Source organism: Candidatus Bathyarchaeota archaeon (genome assembly GCA_029882535.1).
In the GTDB taxonomy this organism is placed as follows: domain Archaea; phylum Thermoproteota; class Bathyarchaeia; order Bathyarchaeales; family SOJC01; genus JAOUKM01.
Window position 1 is genome coordinate 14953 of record JAOUKM010000001.1, and the last position, 17436, is coordinate 32388.

A 17436-nucleotide genomic window follows, 5' to 3' on the forward strand; every position below is an offset into this window, starting at 1 on the left:
CATCACCCAATTTTTCTACAACAAGCATCAAAGAAACATCCATTGTAAACTCAAAAGAAGCAACCCGGATAGTTAGAGTTAAATCCGTCCAACCTAAATCAATGCAACATAAAGATGGAGTGTCAACGTGTCTTTCATAGATTGGATGCATGGCGTGGCATTACAGTTTGGATATTTCGGCGTGTTTTTAATCAGCCTAATTGGCACCATGGCAATTATCATCCCCATACCCTACACAGTAGTTATTTTATTTCTAGGCATTGAGGGATGGAACCCCTTGCTGTTGACAATTGCCGGAGGCTCCGGCTCAGCTATCGGAGAACTTGCAGGCTATTTCCTTGGATACTACGGGCGAAGAATAATCAGCGAAGAAAGACAGAGAAAAATGGACTATTTCCTTAAGCTTTTCGGCAAATACACTCCCGCCGCCATCTTCATCTTTGCGTTAACCCCCCTTCCAGACGACTTGCTATTCATTCCACTAGGCATTCTGCAATACAGCCTATTCAAGGCGTTCATTCCAGCCATATTAGGAAAGACCCTCATGTGCTACATCCTAGCGACCTTCGGCAAAATTTACGGAGACTTGCTCACCCTTCTTTTCGGAGACACGGGAAGCTGGATAGGTATTGCTATAACTGCTGTGTTTCTGATCTTAGTTATTTATGCCTTATATCGAGTTGACTGGGAAAAAGTCTTTGACAAGTATGTTACAAACAGAGGAAAAGTTGAGGATAATCGCTGACTATAAGCATGGAAACACTTCCGCAAAATTCTGTTTTTTCCTCTTGGGGAAGTGCGTGTGCTCGTGCTTTCTTTAGGTTTAAAATAGTCAAGGCATCATACTATTGTTCATGAGTGAAGTCAAATCACTGAAACCTGAAGAAGACGCGTTTGGTCAAAAACTGTGGGTTGCCTACAAAGGAAACCAAGTTTTCGAAATAGTGGAGAGAAATAATGGATATATAGATGCTATGAGCTTGAAAGGCTATTTTTCCGATTATGGAGACTGGCATCCAATTGAACAGAAGGCAATGGAGTTTGTTCAAGGAAGAATTCTAGACATAGGTTGCGGAGCGGGTAGACATTCATTGTATTTACAGAAAAAGGGTTTTGATGTGCTTGGAATTGATATTTCCCCTCTTGCTATAAAGATCTGTAAGCTAAAAGGGTTGAAAAAAGCCAAAGTCATGTCAATTGAGGACGGGAATTTCCAGCCTAATTCGTTTGACACGATTATCATGATGGGAAACAATTTTGGTTTATTCGGCAGCTTCAAGAAGGCAAGAAGACTCCTTAAGAGGTTCCATAAGATGACTTCTGAAAGCGCTTTAATCATAGCTTCAACTCGCGATCCTTACAAGACGGACAATCCCGCACATTTGGAATACCACGATTTAAACAAGAAGAAAGGTAGAATGGGTGGACAAGTGAGAATTAGATCAAGATTCCGAGAATATGTTGGCCGATGGTTTGACTATCTGATGGTTTCCAAAGAGGAGATGAGAGAAATACTTAAAGAAACTGGGTGGAAGGTAAAGCAATTCATAGATTCTGAAGACGCACAATACGTAGCCATCATTGAAAAAAGACGGTTTGCTGCTTTTCAGGAAGCGAAAAAAATCGTGACAGCCCCAAAAACTTGACAGTCAGGTGGAAAACTTGAGAGTTATCGCTGATTTGCATATTCACAGCCGCTTCAGTCGAGCCACTAGCAAGAGGATAAATATCCAAGAGATTTCGCGATTTGCAAAAATAAAAGGGTTGAATCTAGTAAGCACGGGAGATTTCACGCATCCACAATGGTGGAAAGAGCTGCAAGAAGACTTGGTTGAAGTTCCAAACACAGGGCTTTTCAAGTCTACTAAAACCGCTAACTCAACTTATTTCATGATAACCAGCGAAGTAAGCACGATCTTTATTTTCAGAGGCAAGACAAAGAAAATTCATCACGTAATTTTGACGCCTAACTTTGAGACAGCAACGCAAATCAACGACCGACTGGCACGGTTTGGTGACTTAAGCCTTGACGGAAGACCGACTCTTGAAATGACTGCGCCGCATTTGGTGGAAGAAGTCATGGCTGTTTCAGCAGACAACGAAGTTATTCCAGCTCACGCTTGGACACCATGGTTCAGCCTCTTCGGCGCCTTCAGCGGCTTCGACAAAATAGAAGACTGCTATCAAGACATGACAAAACACATTCACACCCTAGAAACAGGCTTGTCTTCCGATCCACCTATGAATTGGCGACTAAGCGCCTTAGACAAATTCACTCTAGTGTCAAACAGCGACAGCCACAGCTGCTGGCCCTGGAGAATTGGACGAGAAGCTAACGTTTTTGACCTTGAACAGCTCACGTACAAAGAAGTCGTGGACACACTTCGCAAGAAAGACCCTAGACGGTTCAAGTTTACTATAGAAACAAATCCTGCCTACGGCAAATACCATTGGACTGGGCATAGAAGCTGCAATGTTTCCATGCCGCCACAGGAAGCAATAAAGTTTGGCAATCTTTGTCCAGTGTGTCGCAGAAGGTTAACGAAGGGCGTGGAACAAAGAGTTGAAGAGTTAGCCGACAGACCAGCAGGTTTTAAGCCGCAAAACGGTATCGGCTACATACACTTGCTGCCACTCTCAGAAATCATCGCAACGGTTTTAGACTCGTCATCTCCCAGCGTGCAAAGCGTCTGGAGCGTCTACAACAGCCTAATAGCCATGTTTGGCAACGAATATATGGTGCTGATTGACGCTTCTAGAGAAGAACTGTGTAAAGTTGTTGACCCGAAAATCGCTGAAGCCGTTGTGAGGGTTAGAGAAGGAATGGCCAAAGTCATCCCTGGCTATGATGGAGTCTATGGCCAGCTTAATCTCTTTGAAGAAGAGAAAGTGGAGGCGAAAGTTAGCAGAGTTCCACAGCGAAGTCTTACGGAATGGTGCAGTCAAACCTAACACTTACTATTATGCACTCCGACTAGGTCGTTTTTCTTAAGAGCATTTCTTTTCTCCACTCTGGGTAAACTTCTCAGTCTAGACAAGTCTTTTATATTAACAAGCAATGTAGAAAGTTGAGGTGTTAATTTGGGTAGCTCGGGCAGTTTATGGCTTGGAGCTTTCATAGGTTTTCTCATCATTATTGTTCTTGGGTGGGTGATCCCGATAATTGGCCATTTAATCGGCGGATTAGTTGCGGGATTAATAGCTAAGGGTGGAATGGGCAGAGGAGCACTAGCTGGTTTTCTTGCCGGAATATTCGGTGCGATAGTGCTTGGTGTACTTGCAGTGATAGTTGGGGGGACAATAGGCGCAATTTTAGGAGGACCGATTGGCGGAGTTTTAGGAGGACTAGCAGGTGCAGTTATAGGATTAGCAGCAATTATAGTGAGCGCCTTTGGAGCAATAGTAGCCGCCATTGGAGGACTAGTCGGCGGAGCAATAGCAAGATAGCAATGAAACCTTTTTATGCCACTTAAACTCACGTTCTAAAAACATAAAACAAAGAAGGGAGCACCTCGAAGACTTGGTTAACATAGAACACGCAGTTTTTCGCATAAGAACCTTGAGAATAATCAGCCAATTTGTCTTCTTCTTACTCTTCAACGCTGTAGTATTCGGCTTCGAACCCTTATCTCTATCACTACCAGTTCTACAAAGCCTAGGAAATCCCGCAAAAACTGTAGGAGACGCTTTTGCAGCAATGCAGTATATGCTTTACGAAGCCACTTTTCCATGGCTTCCCCTTGCATCTTTTCTCATAGTTGCGGTGCTTTTGGGCAGAACATTGTGCGGGTGGGCTTGCCCATTTGGCTTCATCCAAGACATACTCGGCTACATGAAAAGAAAACACATGGAAATTTCGCCGAGAACTCATAAAGATATGGTTTATATAAAATATGGAATCCTTGGAGCAGTTTTACTCATAAGCATAACAATATCTGCCACAATAATAATGAGAATGGGTTACAGTTATCGAGATGCTTTGGGAGTTTTCGCCCAGGCACCTTTTAACGCGTTGAGTCCTCACGACATGCTGTTTGCAGTACTGCCCACCATGGCATACAACGCATTTTCTGCAGGAGCACTTTTCCAAGACATTTTAGGAGGGATACTTACTCTTTCACCGTTGTTTTGGACTCGCCTGTTTATTTTGGGGCTTGTTTTAGTGTTTGCAGTCTATACTCCCAGAAGCTGGTGTAAATACTTCTGTCCTGTAGGAGCGATAATGGCTCTGCTTAATCATTTTAGTTTTCTAGGGCTGAAAAGAAACGTAGTACACTGCACAAAGGAAAGCTGCCGCAGTTGCGTAGAAGCATGCCCAATGAAAGTTCCAATTCTTGATTTGTCTTGGGAAAAGTTCACCCATCCCGAATGCATATACTGTCTTGAATGCGTAGATGCGTGTAAGACAAAAGCATTGAAACCAAAATTTCCCTAAAAACAACACCGCTAACTCAAGTGTATGACTCACAAAGTATCCGAGAAATTCTTCGAATAAGTTGTGAAGAAGAGAAGATAAAGATGGAAAAAGGCGCTATTAGAAAACTTACAGAGGTTGGTGCAAAGAGTTCCCCTCGGTACGCCGTTGGGCTTCTAAGTTTAGCAGCTCAAAGCGCCAAAACTGCAGGTCGAGATAAGGTGACTGTGGAAGATGTGGAAAGGGTCGACAAGCTATTCATGGACATCGGAGAAGCAGCAGATTGTTTGAAACAGTACGAAAAGAAACTAATGACACATAAAAGAATTTGCTGCTGAAGAAGAAATCTTGATTATGGAGAAACAAGACTTTAATTTGGGCATCCCCTTTCATAATAAGGATGCTAAAAACATGGCAGAAAGAAAACAAAGAAAAAATTCTCCAGAATTTTTAGATTTGGACGAACCTGAACAATTCATATTAACAGAACCTGAACCTATAGAAATCGCTTCAGGCTACTCCATATCCGTCAAATACGACAAAAACGGTAGACCAGTGATATACGTCAAAAAATATGGTGACGTTGACACGAAAGGATTGAGAAGAGAGATTGAACGAAATTATCCCGGCGCTGCTATTCAAGGGTTGGAAAAACTACAACTGATTGAAATAGAAAATAATCAGAAGAAAAAACCTAGAAAGTCCTGCGTCAAACGCCGCAAAAAAAGACAACGCATCTAGAAACCGTTCTCACCCGAAATTTGCGGTTCCGACACGAGATTAAAATTTAATGCTTCACTCCTTTTTATAGCTTTCACTTTTACAAACGTAAAATAGCGTATCGAACCGCTTAACAGGTTAAAAGCCAAGGAATATATGATTCACATTTGCTGCGACATTTTTAATAAACTCGTCTCACTAATTATTTGATGTGAGATTCATGGCTAAAAAGAAAGAAGCGGCAGTTTATCCCCCAACATTGCCAAAAAGACCTAAGAAAAAAGAAGATTGGCGATGGCCTCCACCAACTCCTCTGCCTAGTTTTCCAACAGAAAATTCAGGGCGCATATTAAAGCAAATTCTGAACCGACTGGATGCTATTGAGAAGCGGTTGGAAAACATTGAAAAAACGTTGATGAAAAGCAGACGGACACCATAATATCTTAAAAAGCATTGTTTAACAGACAAATTCTAGACAACAAACTACGCGCCGAGTTTTCTGATATAGTGCCTTGGCAATACACTAAATCAACTATTTTGCGATTGATTCTACAGCCTTCGAGACACGCTTTAAGCAATGTATTGCAGAGGCATAGGTTGGGAATCCTCGTAACCCGCATTCTGCACCAGCCAGCACCACTCTTTCCACACCAAACCGTCCAACAATTCTCACAAGCCGCTTCTTCATGACACCAACATCTTCCAGAAACGCTTCTGGATTCAACGTCCCATTTGAAATGTTTTTCCAAGCCTCTGCGACAGAATCGTCAGACGCATTTGAACCCAACTTCTCCCTGACTAATCGATCAAAGTCTGTGATGGCTATGCTAGCTTTTAACAGTTTATCTTCCCTTTCCAAACGCTGTTTAGTTGTTTTCATCTCGTAAAGAGGGTCATCTACATGTGACTCTACGACCCTAAGCGACTTGACCGCCCAGAACAAGTCGTCAGAGGTGCAGTGGAGATGGATACAAGTTTCTACGTTCCTGTTTCTAGCATCGCTCATCATGGATTCCCACGCCGCAAGAAGCTCCTCCCTTCCCTCAGTGCCTCTGTCTATTAAAGGGTCGTCAACCATGCCAAAAAGCGGCTCGTCTATAGAAATTAGGGCAACTTTTCCTTGCTTAGTGGCAAAAACGTTCTTCTCTATGATTTCTGAAAGCACTCGACCAAGTTGTCCGTAGGTTTGACTGTTCTTATAGGGGAAAAATAAGGCCAATGTATATGGTCCAGTAATGCAGACCCTGAACTGAAAAGGGTCGCCTGTCTGCGCGTGAATTTTTTCAGCGTTTCGCTCTATAGCTGCCACTTCAGGTAGTCTGCCATACCCAGACTTCAAGGTTAGCCGCCCTGTCTCGATGTAGCCGCCCTTTATCTTTTCTAAGCCTTCGAAAGTTGAAAGAAACATCTTATTCATGTCTCTAAATTGCGGAAAAGCTGGAACTGCAATGCCTGCCTTCAGCTTGTCTAAAAAAGCGTCAACAACCGTCTGCTCAAAAAGCTTGGCAGAGGCGTCGCTAATACTAGCCGCAAAATTTTCAGCCCCCTTTAACAACTTGTCAGGTTCACCTACGTAGGGGAGACTTCCAACGTCACAGGATTGAATCAGCCTAGTCGCTTCCCTTCATGCTTGAAATGCTCATATCCTCGCGCTTCTATTTTGACCATCTTACCCTTTTGCTTGAGAAGTAGAGCTTTCTTTGATGTGGTCTTGCCGATTTTCACAAGGTTGCCTCCTTCTTGCACAACCGCTTCTCTAACTCTTCTCCAATGTCTTGGCTTAATGGTGACAACTAACTCATATTCTTCACCGCCGTAAAGGCTTATCTCCAAAGGGTTAAGATTGTGTATTTTTGCGAACTCGCAGGTTTCTTGAGCGATTGGCGGAGTGTCAATTACGAAGCCTATGTTGCTGGCGCGGCTGATTTCATAAAGACTCCACGCCAATCCGTCGCTGGAATCTATAGACGCTGTAGTTGCGCCTGTTTTTGCTAAAGCTAGGCCTTCTTTGAGCCTTGCATGGGGCATCAGAACAGCGTCCACAAGCTTCTTTCTAATTTTCGGTGGTGCAGTGAGTTTCGCTGTTAATATTTTAAGGCCCAACGATGTTAAGCCGAATAAGCCTGTTGTGGCTACAATGTCTCCTGGGTGTGCGCCGTTGCGTAAGATGAGGTTTTCTTTTTTTGTTAATCCGAAAGCTGCAATGCTAATTATGAGGTCTTGTGTTTCGCTTGTGTCTCCTCCCAAGACGTAGGTGTCGTATTCTCTTGCGCCCGCATTCAAGCCTTTTCCAATCTGCGTTATATCTTTCTTTGTTAAGTTTCGCGGGATGCCTAATGAAACAAGGAGCCCTAAGGGTTTTACACCTTTTGCAGCGAAGTCGCTGATGTTCATGACGACTGCTTTGCGAGCAGCCTGCCAATAGGTCATTTGGGGTGGGACATCTGTTTTGCCTACAAGCATGTCTGTTTTTAGAACTGCGAGGTTGTTGTCGTTGTATCTGATGGTTGAAACGTCGTCGCCGAAAGACACCGGCATGTTGGGGGCTTTGTTCAGGTGTTTACAGATGGTTTCAATTATTTTGCGTTCGCCAAGCTTCTCTGCTGTGCCCAAGTCAGTAACACCTTCTCTTGGTAAAGAATTGTTGTGGTTTGGCTTAAATATTAGCAAATATCAGCCACGTTTACGGGAAGGGGAAATGGTTAAATTTGTGGATGATGTTTTGCTGTAGGAAATTTGGAGGAAAATAATTTGCTGAAAATTCGCCAGTTTGTTCAGGGAAGAGATGAAGAAGACTGGGTTAGGGTACGGAATGCTGCGTTCAAAGAATATGAGGATGACAGGCAGATTGCAGTGGATGAGTTTAGGATTTTTGAAAAAGCGCCTGATTTTGATTCTAAAGGAAGATTCATTGCAGAACTAGATGGAAAGCCTGTTGGAATTATTCATGCTCATGTTGACAAAAAAAGAGAAGAAAGGAAAGGTTTCATAAGGTCTTTTGGGATTATTCCCGAGTTTCGAGGTAAGGGAGTAGAGGAAAAGCTTGTGAATATTGCTCTGAAGGAGTTGAAGAGTCGCGGGATGGAAATTGTTCAAGGTTGGGCTGTTGATACTAGGGAAGATAGGATCCGCCTTTGGGAAAACTTGGGTTTTAAGTTGGTTCGGAAGTTTAGTTTGATGAAAAGGGACTTGGACAAGATCCCTTCAGATATTGGGGAGAACAAGGAAGTGGTGTTGAAGCCGCTTCGAAAGGATTTAGATGAGGATTTGAAGGTGCTTACTTGGCTTAGCAACGAATGTTTCAAGGAGCATTTTAACTTTAGACCTGGCACTTTTGAGGAGATGGTTTATTGGTTGCGGAAGGATCCGTGGTTTAAGGAGCAAGTATGGTTTTTTACCATTTTTGACGAGGAACATGTGGGTTATATTGGTGTGGGGATTGATGAGAAGTATAATGTGGAGAAGAATGTGAAGAGCGGTTGGATTATGGATATCGGTGTGTTGAAGCCTAATAGAATAAGGGGGATTGGTACGAGGTTGATGTTGCAAGGCATGGAAACGTTGAAAGCTAAAGGTATGACTACGGCGATGTTGGGTGTGGATGATTGGAATGTGACGAAGGCAATGAAATTGTATGAGAAGGTTGGCTTCAAAGTGGTTAAGAAGGACTTTACCTACGAAAGAAACCTTGAATGATCCCGCAATCTCCTTTTTTCTTGCTGAGTTTGCGAATGTTTAAAATGCTGTTTTGCTCAGTCATTTAGCAGTGCGCCTCGGTGGCTCAGCCTGGTAGAGCAACGGTTTCGTAAACCGTCGGTCGCGGGATCAAAGCCCGCCCGAGGCTTCAACTTTTAGAGAATAATAGAAAGGAGAAGGAGAAGTCATGGTTGCCAGCTTTGTCCATAATGTGATGTGCATCTTACCACGTCGTATATATCGATTATACCATCGCCGTCAATGTCGGAGTTTGGCTTGTAGTTCGGATCTCCTGCTTGAGACCGATAGATACCAGTGATTTTTACCACGTCATATATGTCCACGTCTCGGTCGCCATCAACATCGCCAGAAATACTCACAAAAACCCAGCCGTATACGAGCAAGCTATCCGAAGTTTCTGCTTCGTTTGACACTGGAGTGGCATACGCGCTTACGTTGTAGTTGCCCTTAGCCCAACCTGTTGTATCCCACGTTAAGGTAATAGTTGTGGAGTTTCCGCTTGTTAAGGTGATATTTGTAAGCGTGTCGATGAGTGTTGTGTTGGCGTAGAGTGTTACGTTGAAAGTTTCTGCAAAATTGCCTTGATTTTCGACTGATACGTTTATGCTTGTGGAGAATCCTTGTCCAATTATGGTTCTTACGGGTTTTATGCTAGTTATAGCTATGTCGTAGGTTGCGTTTATTGCTTTGTCTGTAATATAAGTGAAGACTGGTAGCCAACGTTGGATTATGGCTTCGATGTTATCAGGGTCAGGGTTGAAGAATTCGGAGACACCTTTTACCCACCACGAGTTTGGGTATGGTCCAGGTTCGTATTGCCATGCACTGTCGTTTGTATAGATTTCACACGTGAAAGCCATTATGCTTCTGTTGCCGTACATCCAGTCATCCCAAACACCAGAAGTCGTATACCATGCTCCTGACTGCCCATACCAACATCCCACAAGACTCGAAATTTGACTTGCAGTTTCATTGAACGTTTCATGGTCTGGCGGAAAAACTGTTGAATAGCTCCATGGATAAATAATGCATTCGGCACCAGAATGGAAACTTACAGCGTATCTGAAATTGTGTTGCAGGGTGAAGTCCCTTATGGCTTGTGTTTCTGGTTCTGAGAATGGTGCTAGTCCACGGTAGTCTTCTGCAGATGGGTCGGTGCTACCGCTTTGAACGGTTGCGTTCCATTGATAGCCATAGTTTCTGTTTAGGTCAACGCCTCCTACAAAGTCTTCGTTTAAAAAGCCATCGCCATCATCATCTACGCCTTCATATCCAGTTGGAAAATGTTGCCAGAACTCCTCTATGTAACCGTCCCCGTCTTCATCGTCAGGTGGATCCTCATCAAATAAGCCATCATTATCTTCATCTGTAGGTCTAGCATTTTTCCTTTGCCAATCATTGGCTTCGAATAGGTCGAAGCCATCAACATTGAGTGCCACAACTACGTAGATTTCACATGTGTTGATTAGTTCCGTTATGGTAGTGTTCGAACCATAATTCGTGGCGGCATGAACAACAAAATATAAGAGAAGCTCGGCACTTATAAGCTCACGAGCATGATGGTAACCTACGAAAAGAACTTCCGATTTTGACTTTTGGTCTGTTTCGTTTGTCAGCCGCACACAATAGATGTCACGGTTCCACCAACTTTTGCCAATAGAAAAAACATCAACAATATTTGGATAAGTTTCGTTCAACGCTAGTAATATTGTAACTATCTCCGTATAGTTGTGGTAGTGAACCCAATCTATTGGAGGCAAAGAAGTAGGATAGTTATCCTGATTATTTTTGTCAATAATGTGTAGGACAGCATCATCAGCCCAATTCATAGGTCTAAATTTAGTTGATTGTGTATTGAACTTCAACGTTAAAACGGAGATTAGCAACAGTGCCAATATTATTCTAGAAACTATTCTTTTAGACAATTCCTTTCCTTACAATACTCAGCTATATCGTAGAAATAAGTTTTAGCGAGAATATTCATCGAAATTGGTGCTTGTTATCATGTTGATGAAGTGTTTGATAGCTAGAGAATGTTTTGTAAATCAGCTAGATAGTTAATAACGTCAACACAGGTTGCTGAAAGATACGGTCGCTTACCCAAAGAAATTTTTCTACTAAAACGCAAAACGTATCTTTCATCTTTCTTCGGCAACCCCACCTGATCACCCAAAACAAACACTGGATCCTCTCCAAACTTCATCTTCCAAACGTCTTCACCCTTCTCCTCAAGAACAAACACATTCCTGTCAACACGCTTCTTCACAAGCTCCTGCAAACTCTCCTTCTCAACACTAATCCCGGGATGCGAACCATCAGACAAAACCTTCCTAAAAATCTCCTCCCACGTCCGCTCATCCGTCCTTACATCCCACAGACCCCTCCCATCCACAGTCAAACACAACGGAGGCCTAGGCGGCCCACCCAAAACCACATGAAAAACAACATCACGCCTCAACGCACCAGAAACAAACAAACCAAACAACAAACACTGATAAACAACATCCAACCTACCCCCCGCCCTCAAACTCCCGAATTTGCCATCGGTTCTGCCCCGGCGAGAATACAAAATAAACTCTCTCATAACACCCCACTAATGATCAACAAGAAAGATTTCTAACTTTCCCTCCTCCACTAAACGCCAATTATACCTTGCATCTATCAGACGCCTATCTGGAACATATAATAAAAAGCCTACTTTCCCTTTTCTTTGAAGTTCTACGGTTGTATGGCCAATTTTATCTCAGTCTTGGAACAACCCAGAAGTTTAAATGCCTCTCGAATTTTTCTCAACGGCATTCGCCCAGTAACAAAAGGCTTCACATTTAACACCCCAGACGCAATAAGATTCAACGCCTTCCTAAAATGCGTAGGAGTCGCATGAAAAGCCCCCATCACCCTAACTTCACCATAATGCAACAGCTCAGTACCCACCTCGATTTTGGTTCCAAGCGGACAACCACCAAATTCAAGCACTGTGCCACCTTTATACACCATTTTCAACGCTTGTTCCCAAGTAGCTAGCAAGCCTATGGCTTCAATTACTACATCCGCCCCATAACCGCTTGTTAGTTTCTTGACTTGCTCCACAGCATTTTCCATTCGAGCGTTTATTGTTTCGTCTGCCCCAAGTTTTCGAGCAAACTCAAGTCTTTCATCAACTAAATCAATTATAATTATTCTTCCTGCACCAAGTTTCTTGGCAACAAGTAAATGGAGAAGACCGACGGGCCCCGCACCAATTATTGCTACAGTGTCACCAAGTTTTATGCCTGCTTCCTCAGCTCCATGGAGAACACAAGCGAGAGGTTCAGTTATCGCGGCTTCTTCATAAGTAACGTGAGATGGAATTTCTTGCGTGTTGACCCGAACTGTGCGGGCTGGAACGCGAATGTACTCGGCGTAGGCGCCCCACAGCCAAAGCATGTCCTCACACAAGTTGTATTTTCCTTTTTGACACATCTTACACCGCAGACAGGGAGCACTATTTCCCGCTCGAATCCGCATGCCTTTCTTAGGCCACGTTACGCCTTCACCAATCTCAACAACATCGCCTGCCCACTCATGCCCAAAAATTGTTGGCAACTTGATTATTTTCTCTACGTATCCTCTCTGAAAAATCTTCAAATCTGTACCGCAGGTTGTTGCGGCTTTAATCTTGACTAAGACCTCTCCAGAGCCTATCTGCGGCTTTTCGACATATCCTACTCGAAGGTCCTTTACCCCGTAAAGCATTGCGGCTCTCATTTTTTCACCGCTCATTCAACACCACCACTTTTATACATTCCTTGCTTCTCGCCGCTGTTTGGAACGCCTCCACGGTTCTACTTAACGGAAACCTATGCGTTATCAGGGTTTTTGCATCAATTCTTTTTGTCTGAATGAGCTTGAGAGCAGTTCTAGTTTCTATGTGCGATGTTGAATAAGAGGGTATTAGTTTGATTTCAGAGAAGAACAGTTTATTCGGGCTTAGTCGCATAAAATCTTCTGATTGAGTAGGTGCAAAAACACATAAAGTTCCACCTTTGGAACAAAGTTCCATTCCAGCAAGATAAGCATTAACGTTGGGTGCAGTGACAATAACAACGTCTGCGCCCCGTCCGTCAGTTGCTTTCTTAACCACATCAATAAGGCTTTCTGTCTCCGGGTTAACCGTCAAATCTGCACCTAAACGTTTAGCTGCTTTCAGCCTATAATCAATAAAATCAGTAACTATAACTTGGCTTGCACCCAAAATTCGTAAGAGCATCGTGTGAATAATCCCTGAGGGCCCAGCGCCAACAACTACAGCCGAGTCTGATGCTTGGATATTACATTTGTTTAAGGCTCGAATGCAACATCCAACTGGTTCTACGAGGGCTGCTTCTTCGAAGGAAAGTTCATGGGGAATTTTTAAGGTGTCGGTTCGAAGGTTTGGCGCTGGAACTTTAAAGTACTCCGCGAAGCCACCTGGTTCCAGATGAGTTTTTGTGAACTGTTCGCACAAGGTGTAGGCTCCGCGTCGGCAGTAGTGGCAGGTTAAACAGGCAATATGATGGTGGGCGAAAACTCTGTCACCCACCTCAAAGCCCTCTACTTTGCTGCCAACTTTAGCAACTACGCCCGATGGTTCATGTCCAAGCACTAGAGGTACACGCGTTTTTAAGTACCACTCCATTAGATCGGAGCCGCATACCCCACAAGCCTTCATCTCCACTAAGATTTCTTGCGCACCAATTTTGGGTATAGGCATGTCTTCGATTAGCATGTTGTCGAGGCTGTAGTACACGACGGCCTTCATAGATGATCACTGGGATTTGAGAAAGACTGTGACGCACTTAAGATTTTTCCAAGAGATAGGCTGCTACGTGAACATAAACACAGAAAATGGAATAACCAATCTCGTTTTTGGATGTGTCTTATTCAGTTGTAATTCTCGCTTCAATTATTTCTTTTATTTTTCTCAAGAATATGGATGCGGGTGCGCCGTCTATTATTCTGTGGTCATACGCAAGCGTAAGCGTCATCACAGGCTTGACTACAATTTCTTTACCTGCGGCAACTGGTTTCTCCACCGTACATCCCGCTGCAAGTATGGCGGCCTCAGGAGGATTGATTATTGGCAAGAACGTTTTCACACCATACATTCCAAGGTTTGTCACCGTAAAAGTTCCACCAGTTAATTGTTCCTTTGACAGCTTACCCCGTCGTGCTTTCTCAGCTAATTCCTCTAATTCTGAAGATGTTTTTGCAAGCTGTTTTTTATCTGCATTACCTATAATAGGAACAACAAGACCCTTGTCGGTGGAAACAGCTACGCCTATGTTAATGTCTTCATAAACTTGGATTTTCCCATCTATTAACGTGGAGTTTACCGTTGGATGCTCACGCAAAGCCTTCGCCACCGCATAGACCAATATTGCTGTGTAGGAAGACTGGGTTTTTTCTTGCAGTTTTACGGCTTCCGTCATGTCAACATCCATTATGATGAAGCTGTGGGGTGCTGTCTGAAAACTGGAAGCAACACGTTCTGCAGTTGTTCTCCTAATACCCGTTAAAGGAATTACCTCTCTTACCCGTGGTGTCAGCTCGGTTTTTTCTTCTATGAAACGTTTGACATCTTCTTCTGCAATTCTTCCTTCAGGACCAGTGCCTTGTACTTGCGTCAAATCGATGTTGCGTTCTTTCGCCAGTCTTTTTGCTGCGGGTGAAGCCAAAACACGTTCTCTGACTACAGTTGTCTCTGTTTCTTTCCTTACCGCAGCCTTTTCGACAAGTTTAGTAGGAGGAGCCTCAGCTGCAATTGCAACTTCAACTTCGGGCAACTCCTCGTCGGGTGCAGCTATCAAAGCAAGTGTGGCGCCCACAGGCATGTCCACACCCTCCTCAGCTAAGATTTTTCGAAGAACCCCTGCCGTAGATGCCTCAACGTCGTATGTGACTTTTTCGGAAAGCACTTCTACAACGGGTTCGCCTTTTTCAACTGTTTCGCCTTCTTTCTTAAACCATTGGATTACGCTACCAGTTTTCATTGTTAGGCTGAGTCGGGGCATGAGGATTTTTGTGACCAAAATAGTTCACTCCTTCTAAACGATTTCTTTCACCGCTTCTATTATGCGTCTTTCGTCAGGTATAACATATTTTTCTAGCGGTGGACTGAAGGGAATCGGAGTGTCTGGTTCAGCAACTCGTTTTATCGGAGCGTCAAGATAGTCTATGGCTTCCTCAGCAACCACAGCGGCAATTTCCGCAGTCACTCCGGCTGTTTTGCAGTCTTCGCTTACGATGACTAAGCGTCCTGTTTTCTTCACCGAGTTGATTATGGCTTCTTTGTCTAGGGGAACAAGCGTCCGCGGGTCAACGACTTCAACACTTAGGCCATCTTTTTCAAGTGTTTTCGCCGCCTCCAAGGCTTTGTGAACCATGAACATAGTGGCAACTATTGTTACGTCTTTACCTTCCTTTTTGACGTCAGCAGCACGGAACGGAATCGTGTAGTCTTCTTCGGGTATCAAGCCTTCAATTGGATAGAGAAGCTTATGCTCGCAAAACACTACGGGATTGTCGCTTCTTATTGCTGCTTTCAACAGTCCTTTCGCATCATAAGGCGTTGAAGGAACTGCAACAAATAGTCCAGGTACATGCATAAACCACGCCTCAAGACTTTGAGAATGGTGGGCTGCAATGTTAACGCCTCCACCGAAAGGAGTTCTGACGACTAGAGGCACTTTTGCTTGTCCACCAAACATGTAGCGAATTTTGGCTGCTTGGTTAGCTATCTGATCCATGGCAAGAGTTGTTAAGTCGCCGAACATAATTTCTGCAACAGGCCGCATGCCAGTTATTGCAGCACCAACTGCAGCCCCTACGATGGCAGATTCACTGATTGGAGTATCTCTGACACGTTCGTCACCGAACTCTTTAGCCAACCCTTTAGTCACCTTGAAAGCGCCCTCCCAGTAGCGCCCTATATCTTCACCCAAGAGAAACACGTTTTTGTCTCGTCGCATCTCTTCCAACAGTGCCTCGCGAAGCGCATCTCTAAAAGTTATTTCTCGCATCTTCTCACCCTCCCTGCGCATAAACATCTTCCAGAGCCTCTCAGGAGTGGGATAGGAGCTATCCATGGCAAACTCGACGGCGGCCTCCACAGCATCAGACACTTCCTTTTCTATCTGCATTGCCTCTGTATCTGAGATTTCTCCGTTTTCCAGAAGCCGCTTCTCAAGTCTACGAACTGGGTCTTTCCCAAGCCACTCTTCAACTTCCTCTTTTGGTCTGTAGGTTGCTGGGTCAAAGCGGGAATGCCCCTTGTGTCTGTATGTTTTGCATTCTATCAGCGTGGGGCCATCGCCGCTTCTTGCTCGTTTGACTGCCTCTTGTGCTGCTTCGTAAACAGCTAATACGTCGTTTCCATCTACCGAGACTCCGGGAATCCCATATGCAGCAGCTCTTTTCGCGATGTCTTTTATGAGCATGACCTGAGTTTGACGGGTTCCCATGGCATAGAGGTTGTTTTCGCATACGAATAGAACTGGAAGCTTCCAAACCGCTGCCAAGTTGACACCTTCGTGAAATGTTCCCTGGTTTGAAGCCCCATCGCCGAAGAAACAAGCTGTTACTTGGTCTGTGCCTCTTAGCTTTATGGAAAGCCCTGCGCCTGTGGCGATTGGGATTCCTCCGCCTACCACTGCAGTTGCGCCTAACATGCCTACACTGAAGTCTGCTATGTGCATAGAACCACCTTTCCCCTTGCAATATCCTGTTTTCTTGCCTAAAATTTCAGCCATCGTCTTGTCTAATCTTGCGCCTTTCGCTATGCAATGTCCGTGTCCTCGGTGGGTGCTTACGATGTAATCATTTTTTCGCAGGTTTGCACATACGCCTACGGCTACTGCCTCCTCTCCTGCATACAGGTGGATAGTGCCAGGTACAAGGTTCTGACCGTACAACTCGAAGACTTTTTCTTCAAAAAGCCTGATTTCCAACATTTTTCGGTACATTTCAATCATTTTGTCTTTGTCCAAAGCCAGATGTTCTCCTATACTCTGTTTCTTTAGAAAGACTGCCATCTCACATATAAAAACTCTAAAGAAAGGGAAACGGTTAGTGCGGCTAGTATGAACGGTGTTGGGGTCTTACAAGTTCCTCCAGTATTCTCAGCATGTTAGGAACCTGCGTTACTATGTCGGTGAATGTGAGTATTCCAACAAGTTTGTCGTTGTTCATAACAAGAAGCCTCTTAATTCTTTTCCTCGCCATAATCTTCGCCCCTTCATCGACGCTGGCAGTATCGCGAATGGTTATCACAGGGCTTGTCATAACTTCTCTCGCACGCAAAGCTTCTGGCGCTAAACACGGCTCCACTATTCTTCGAAGAATGTCACGTTCAGTTATAATGCCTACCGGGCGGTTACTCTGCACCACTACAATAGAGCCTATGTCGAACTTGTTCATCGTAGCAACGACTTCTTTGACAAGTGTGTCAGGTCTAATTACTTTTACGTCTTTTGACATAACGTCTCTGACAAGAACTATTCCTGCCATTCATATTCCTCTCCAAACACCCCATTCAACAATAACTTCGCGTATGTTTCTTAAGTGTT

At 44.0% G+C, this 17436-nt stretch carries 18 protein-coding genes, 1 tRNA gene and 1 pseudogene; 10 read left to right on the forward strand and 10 right to left on the reverse strand.

From position 1 onward, the window contains the following. The first annotated feature begins 127 nt into the window (after nucleotides 1-127). The 8 genes from OEX01_00090 (at nucleotide 128) to OEX01_00125 (ending at nucleotide 5573) form a co-directional block, all read left to right on the forward strand. Nucleotides 128-745 (forward strand): VTT domain-containing protein, encoded by a 618-nt coding sequence (locus OEX01_00090; protein MDH5447396.1) that lies wholly within the window; start codon nucleotides 128-130, stop codon nucleotides 743-745. Nucleotides 746-854: 109 nt separating this feature from the next. Further along, nucleotides 855-1646 (forward strand): class I SAM-dependent methyltransferase, encoded by a 792-nt coding sequence (locus OEX01_00095; GenBank protein MDH5447397.1) that lies wholly within the window; start codon nucleotides 855-857, stop codon nucleotides 1644-1646. 7 nt (nucleotides 1647-1653) lie between these two features. Further along, on the forward strand, nucleotides 1654-2952 hold the full coding sequence (locus OEX01_00100) for an endonuclease Q family protein (GenBank protein MDH5447398.1): 1299 nt from the start codon (nucleotides 1654-1656) through the stop codon (nucleotides 2950-2952). 129 nt (nucleotides 2953-3081) lie between these two features. After that, entirely contained in the window at nucleotides 3082-3447 is a 366-nt protein-coding gene (locus OEX01_00105) for a DUF5518 domain-containing protein (protein ID MDH5447399.1), read from the forward strand. A gap of 73 nt (nucleotides 3448-3520) precedes the next feature. Beyond that, the gene (locus OEX01_00110) at nucleotides 3521-4435 is read left to right on the forward strand and encodes a 4Fe-4S binding protein (GenBank protein MDH5447400.1); all 915 of its coding nucleotides are present in this window, start codon (nucleotides 3521-3523) and stop codon (nucleotides 4433-4435) included. A gap of 20 nt (nucleotides 4436-4455) precedes the next feature. After that, nucleotides 4456-4752, forward strand: a complete 297-nt coding sequence (locus OEX01_00115; protein MDH5447401.1) for a hypothetical protein — start codon at nucleotides 4456-4458, stop codon at nucleotides 4750-4752. Between the two features lie 73 nt (nucleotides 4753-4825). Then, on the forward strand, nucleotides 4826-5155 hold the full coding sequence (locus OEX01_00120; protein MDH5447402.1) for a hypothetical protein: 330 nt from the start codon (nucleotides 4826-4828) through the stop codon (nucleotides 5153-5155). 199 nt (nucleotides 5156-5354) lie between these two features. Beyond that, entirely contained in the window at nucleotides 5355-5573 is a 219-nt protein-coding gene (locus tag OEX01_00125) for a hypothetical protein (protein MDH5447403.1), read from the forward strand. A 93-nt stretch (nucleotides 5574-5666) separates the two neighbouring features. Here OEX01_00125 and OEX01_00130 read toward each other — a convergent pair whose 3' ends face one another. Further along, a complete protein-coding gene (locus tag OEX01_00130) occupies nucleotides 5667-6689 on the reverse strand; it encodes a hypothetical protein (protein MDH5447404.1) in 1023 nt (340 codons plus the stop codon). A 50-nt stretch (nucleotides 6690-6739) separates the two neighbouring features. Then, on the reverse strand, nucleotides 6740-7747 hold the full coding sequence (gene thiL / locus OEX01_00135; protein MDH5447405.1) for a thiamine-phosphate kinase: 1008 nt from the start codon (nucleotides 7745-7747) through the stop codon (nucleotides 6740-6742). Between the two features lie 138 nt (nucleotides 7748-7885). On the opposite strand from thiL, the gene OEX01_00140 reads away from it, so the two are divergent. Further along, the gene (locus tag OEX01_00140) at nucleotides 7886-8830 is read left to right on the forward strand and encodes a GNAT family N-acetyltransferase (protein MDH5447406.1); all 945 of its coding nucleotides are present in this window, start codon (nucleotides 7886-7888) and stop codon (nucleotides 8828-8830) included. Between the two features lie 74 nt (nucleotides 8831-8904). Next, nucleotides 8905-8978, forward strand: a tRNA-Thr gene (locus OEX01_00145). Nucleotides 8979-9015: 37 nt separating this feature from the next. Here OEX01_00145 and OEX01_00150 read toward each other — a convergent pair. The 8 genes and pseudogenes from OEX01_00150 to OEX01_00185 all read right to left on the reverse strand — a co-directional run bounded on the left by OEX01_00150 (nucleotide 9016) and on the right by OEX01_00185 (nucleotide 17377). Continuing rightward, entirely contained in the window at nucleotides 9016-10776 is a 1761-nt protein-coding gene (locus OEX01_00150) for a M14 family metallopeptidase (protein MDH5447407.1), read from the reverse strand. A 101-nt stretch (nucleotides 10777-10877) separates the two neighbouring features. Beyond that, entirely contained in the window at nucleotides 10878-11435 is a 558-nt protein-coding gene (locus tag OEX01_00155; protein ID MDH5447408.1) for a tRNA (pseudouridine(54)-N(1))-methyltransferase TrmY, read from the reverse strand. 134 nt (nucleotides 11436-11569) lie between these two features. After that, nucleotides 11570-12613: a zinc-binding dehydrogenase gene (locus OEX01_00160; GenBank protein MDH5447409.1), complete on the reverse strand. Its 1044-nt coding sequence runs from the start codon at nucleotides 12611-12613 to the stop codon at nucleotides 11570-11572. Continuing rightward, nucleotides 12603-13631 (reverse strand): zinc-dependent dehydrogenase, encoded by a 1029-nt coding sequence (locus OEX01_00165; protein ID MDH5447410.1) that lies wholly within the window; start codon nucleotides 13629-13631, stop codon nucleotides 12603-12605. Before OEX01_00165 ends, OEX01_00160 begins: the two co-directional genes overlap by 11 nt. A gap of 118 nt (nucleotides 13632-13749) precedes the next feature. Then, nucleotides 13750-14901 carry a 2-oxo acid dehydrogenase subunit E2 gene (locus tag OEX01_00170; protein MDH5447411.1) on the reverse strand — a complete coding sequence of 384 codons (1152 nt, stop codon included), beginning with the start codon at nucleotides 14899-14901 and terminating at the stop codon, nucleotides 13750-13752. A gap of 15 nt (nucleotides 14902-14916) precedes the next feature. Then, nucleotides 14917-15891 (reverse strand): alpha-ketoacid dehydrogenase subunit beta, encoded by a 975-nt coding sequence (locus OEX01_00175; protein ID MDH5447412.1) that lies wholly within the window; start codon nucleotides 15889-15891, stop codon nucleotides 14917-14919. 9 nt (nucleotides 15892-15900) lie between these two features. After that, nucleotides 15901-16902 (reverse strand): annotated as a pseudogene (gene pdhA, locus OEX01_00180) (pyruvate dehydrogenase (acetyl-transferring) E1 component subunit alpha). A 43-nt stretch (nucleotides 16903-16945) separates the two neighbouring features. Then, nucleotides 16946-17377: a CBS domain-containing protein gene (locus OEX01_00185; GenBank protein ID MDH5447413.1), complete on the reverse strand. Its 432-nt coding sequence runs from the start codon at nucleotides 17375-17377 to the stop codon at nucleotides 16946-16948. Nucleotides 17378-17436: the final 59 nt, after the last annotated feature.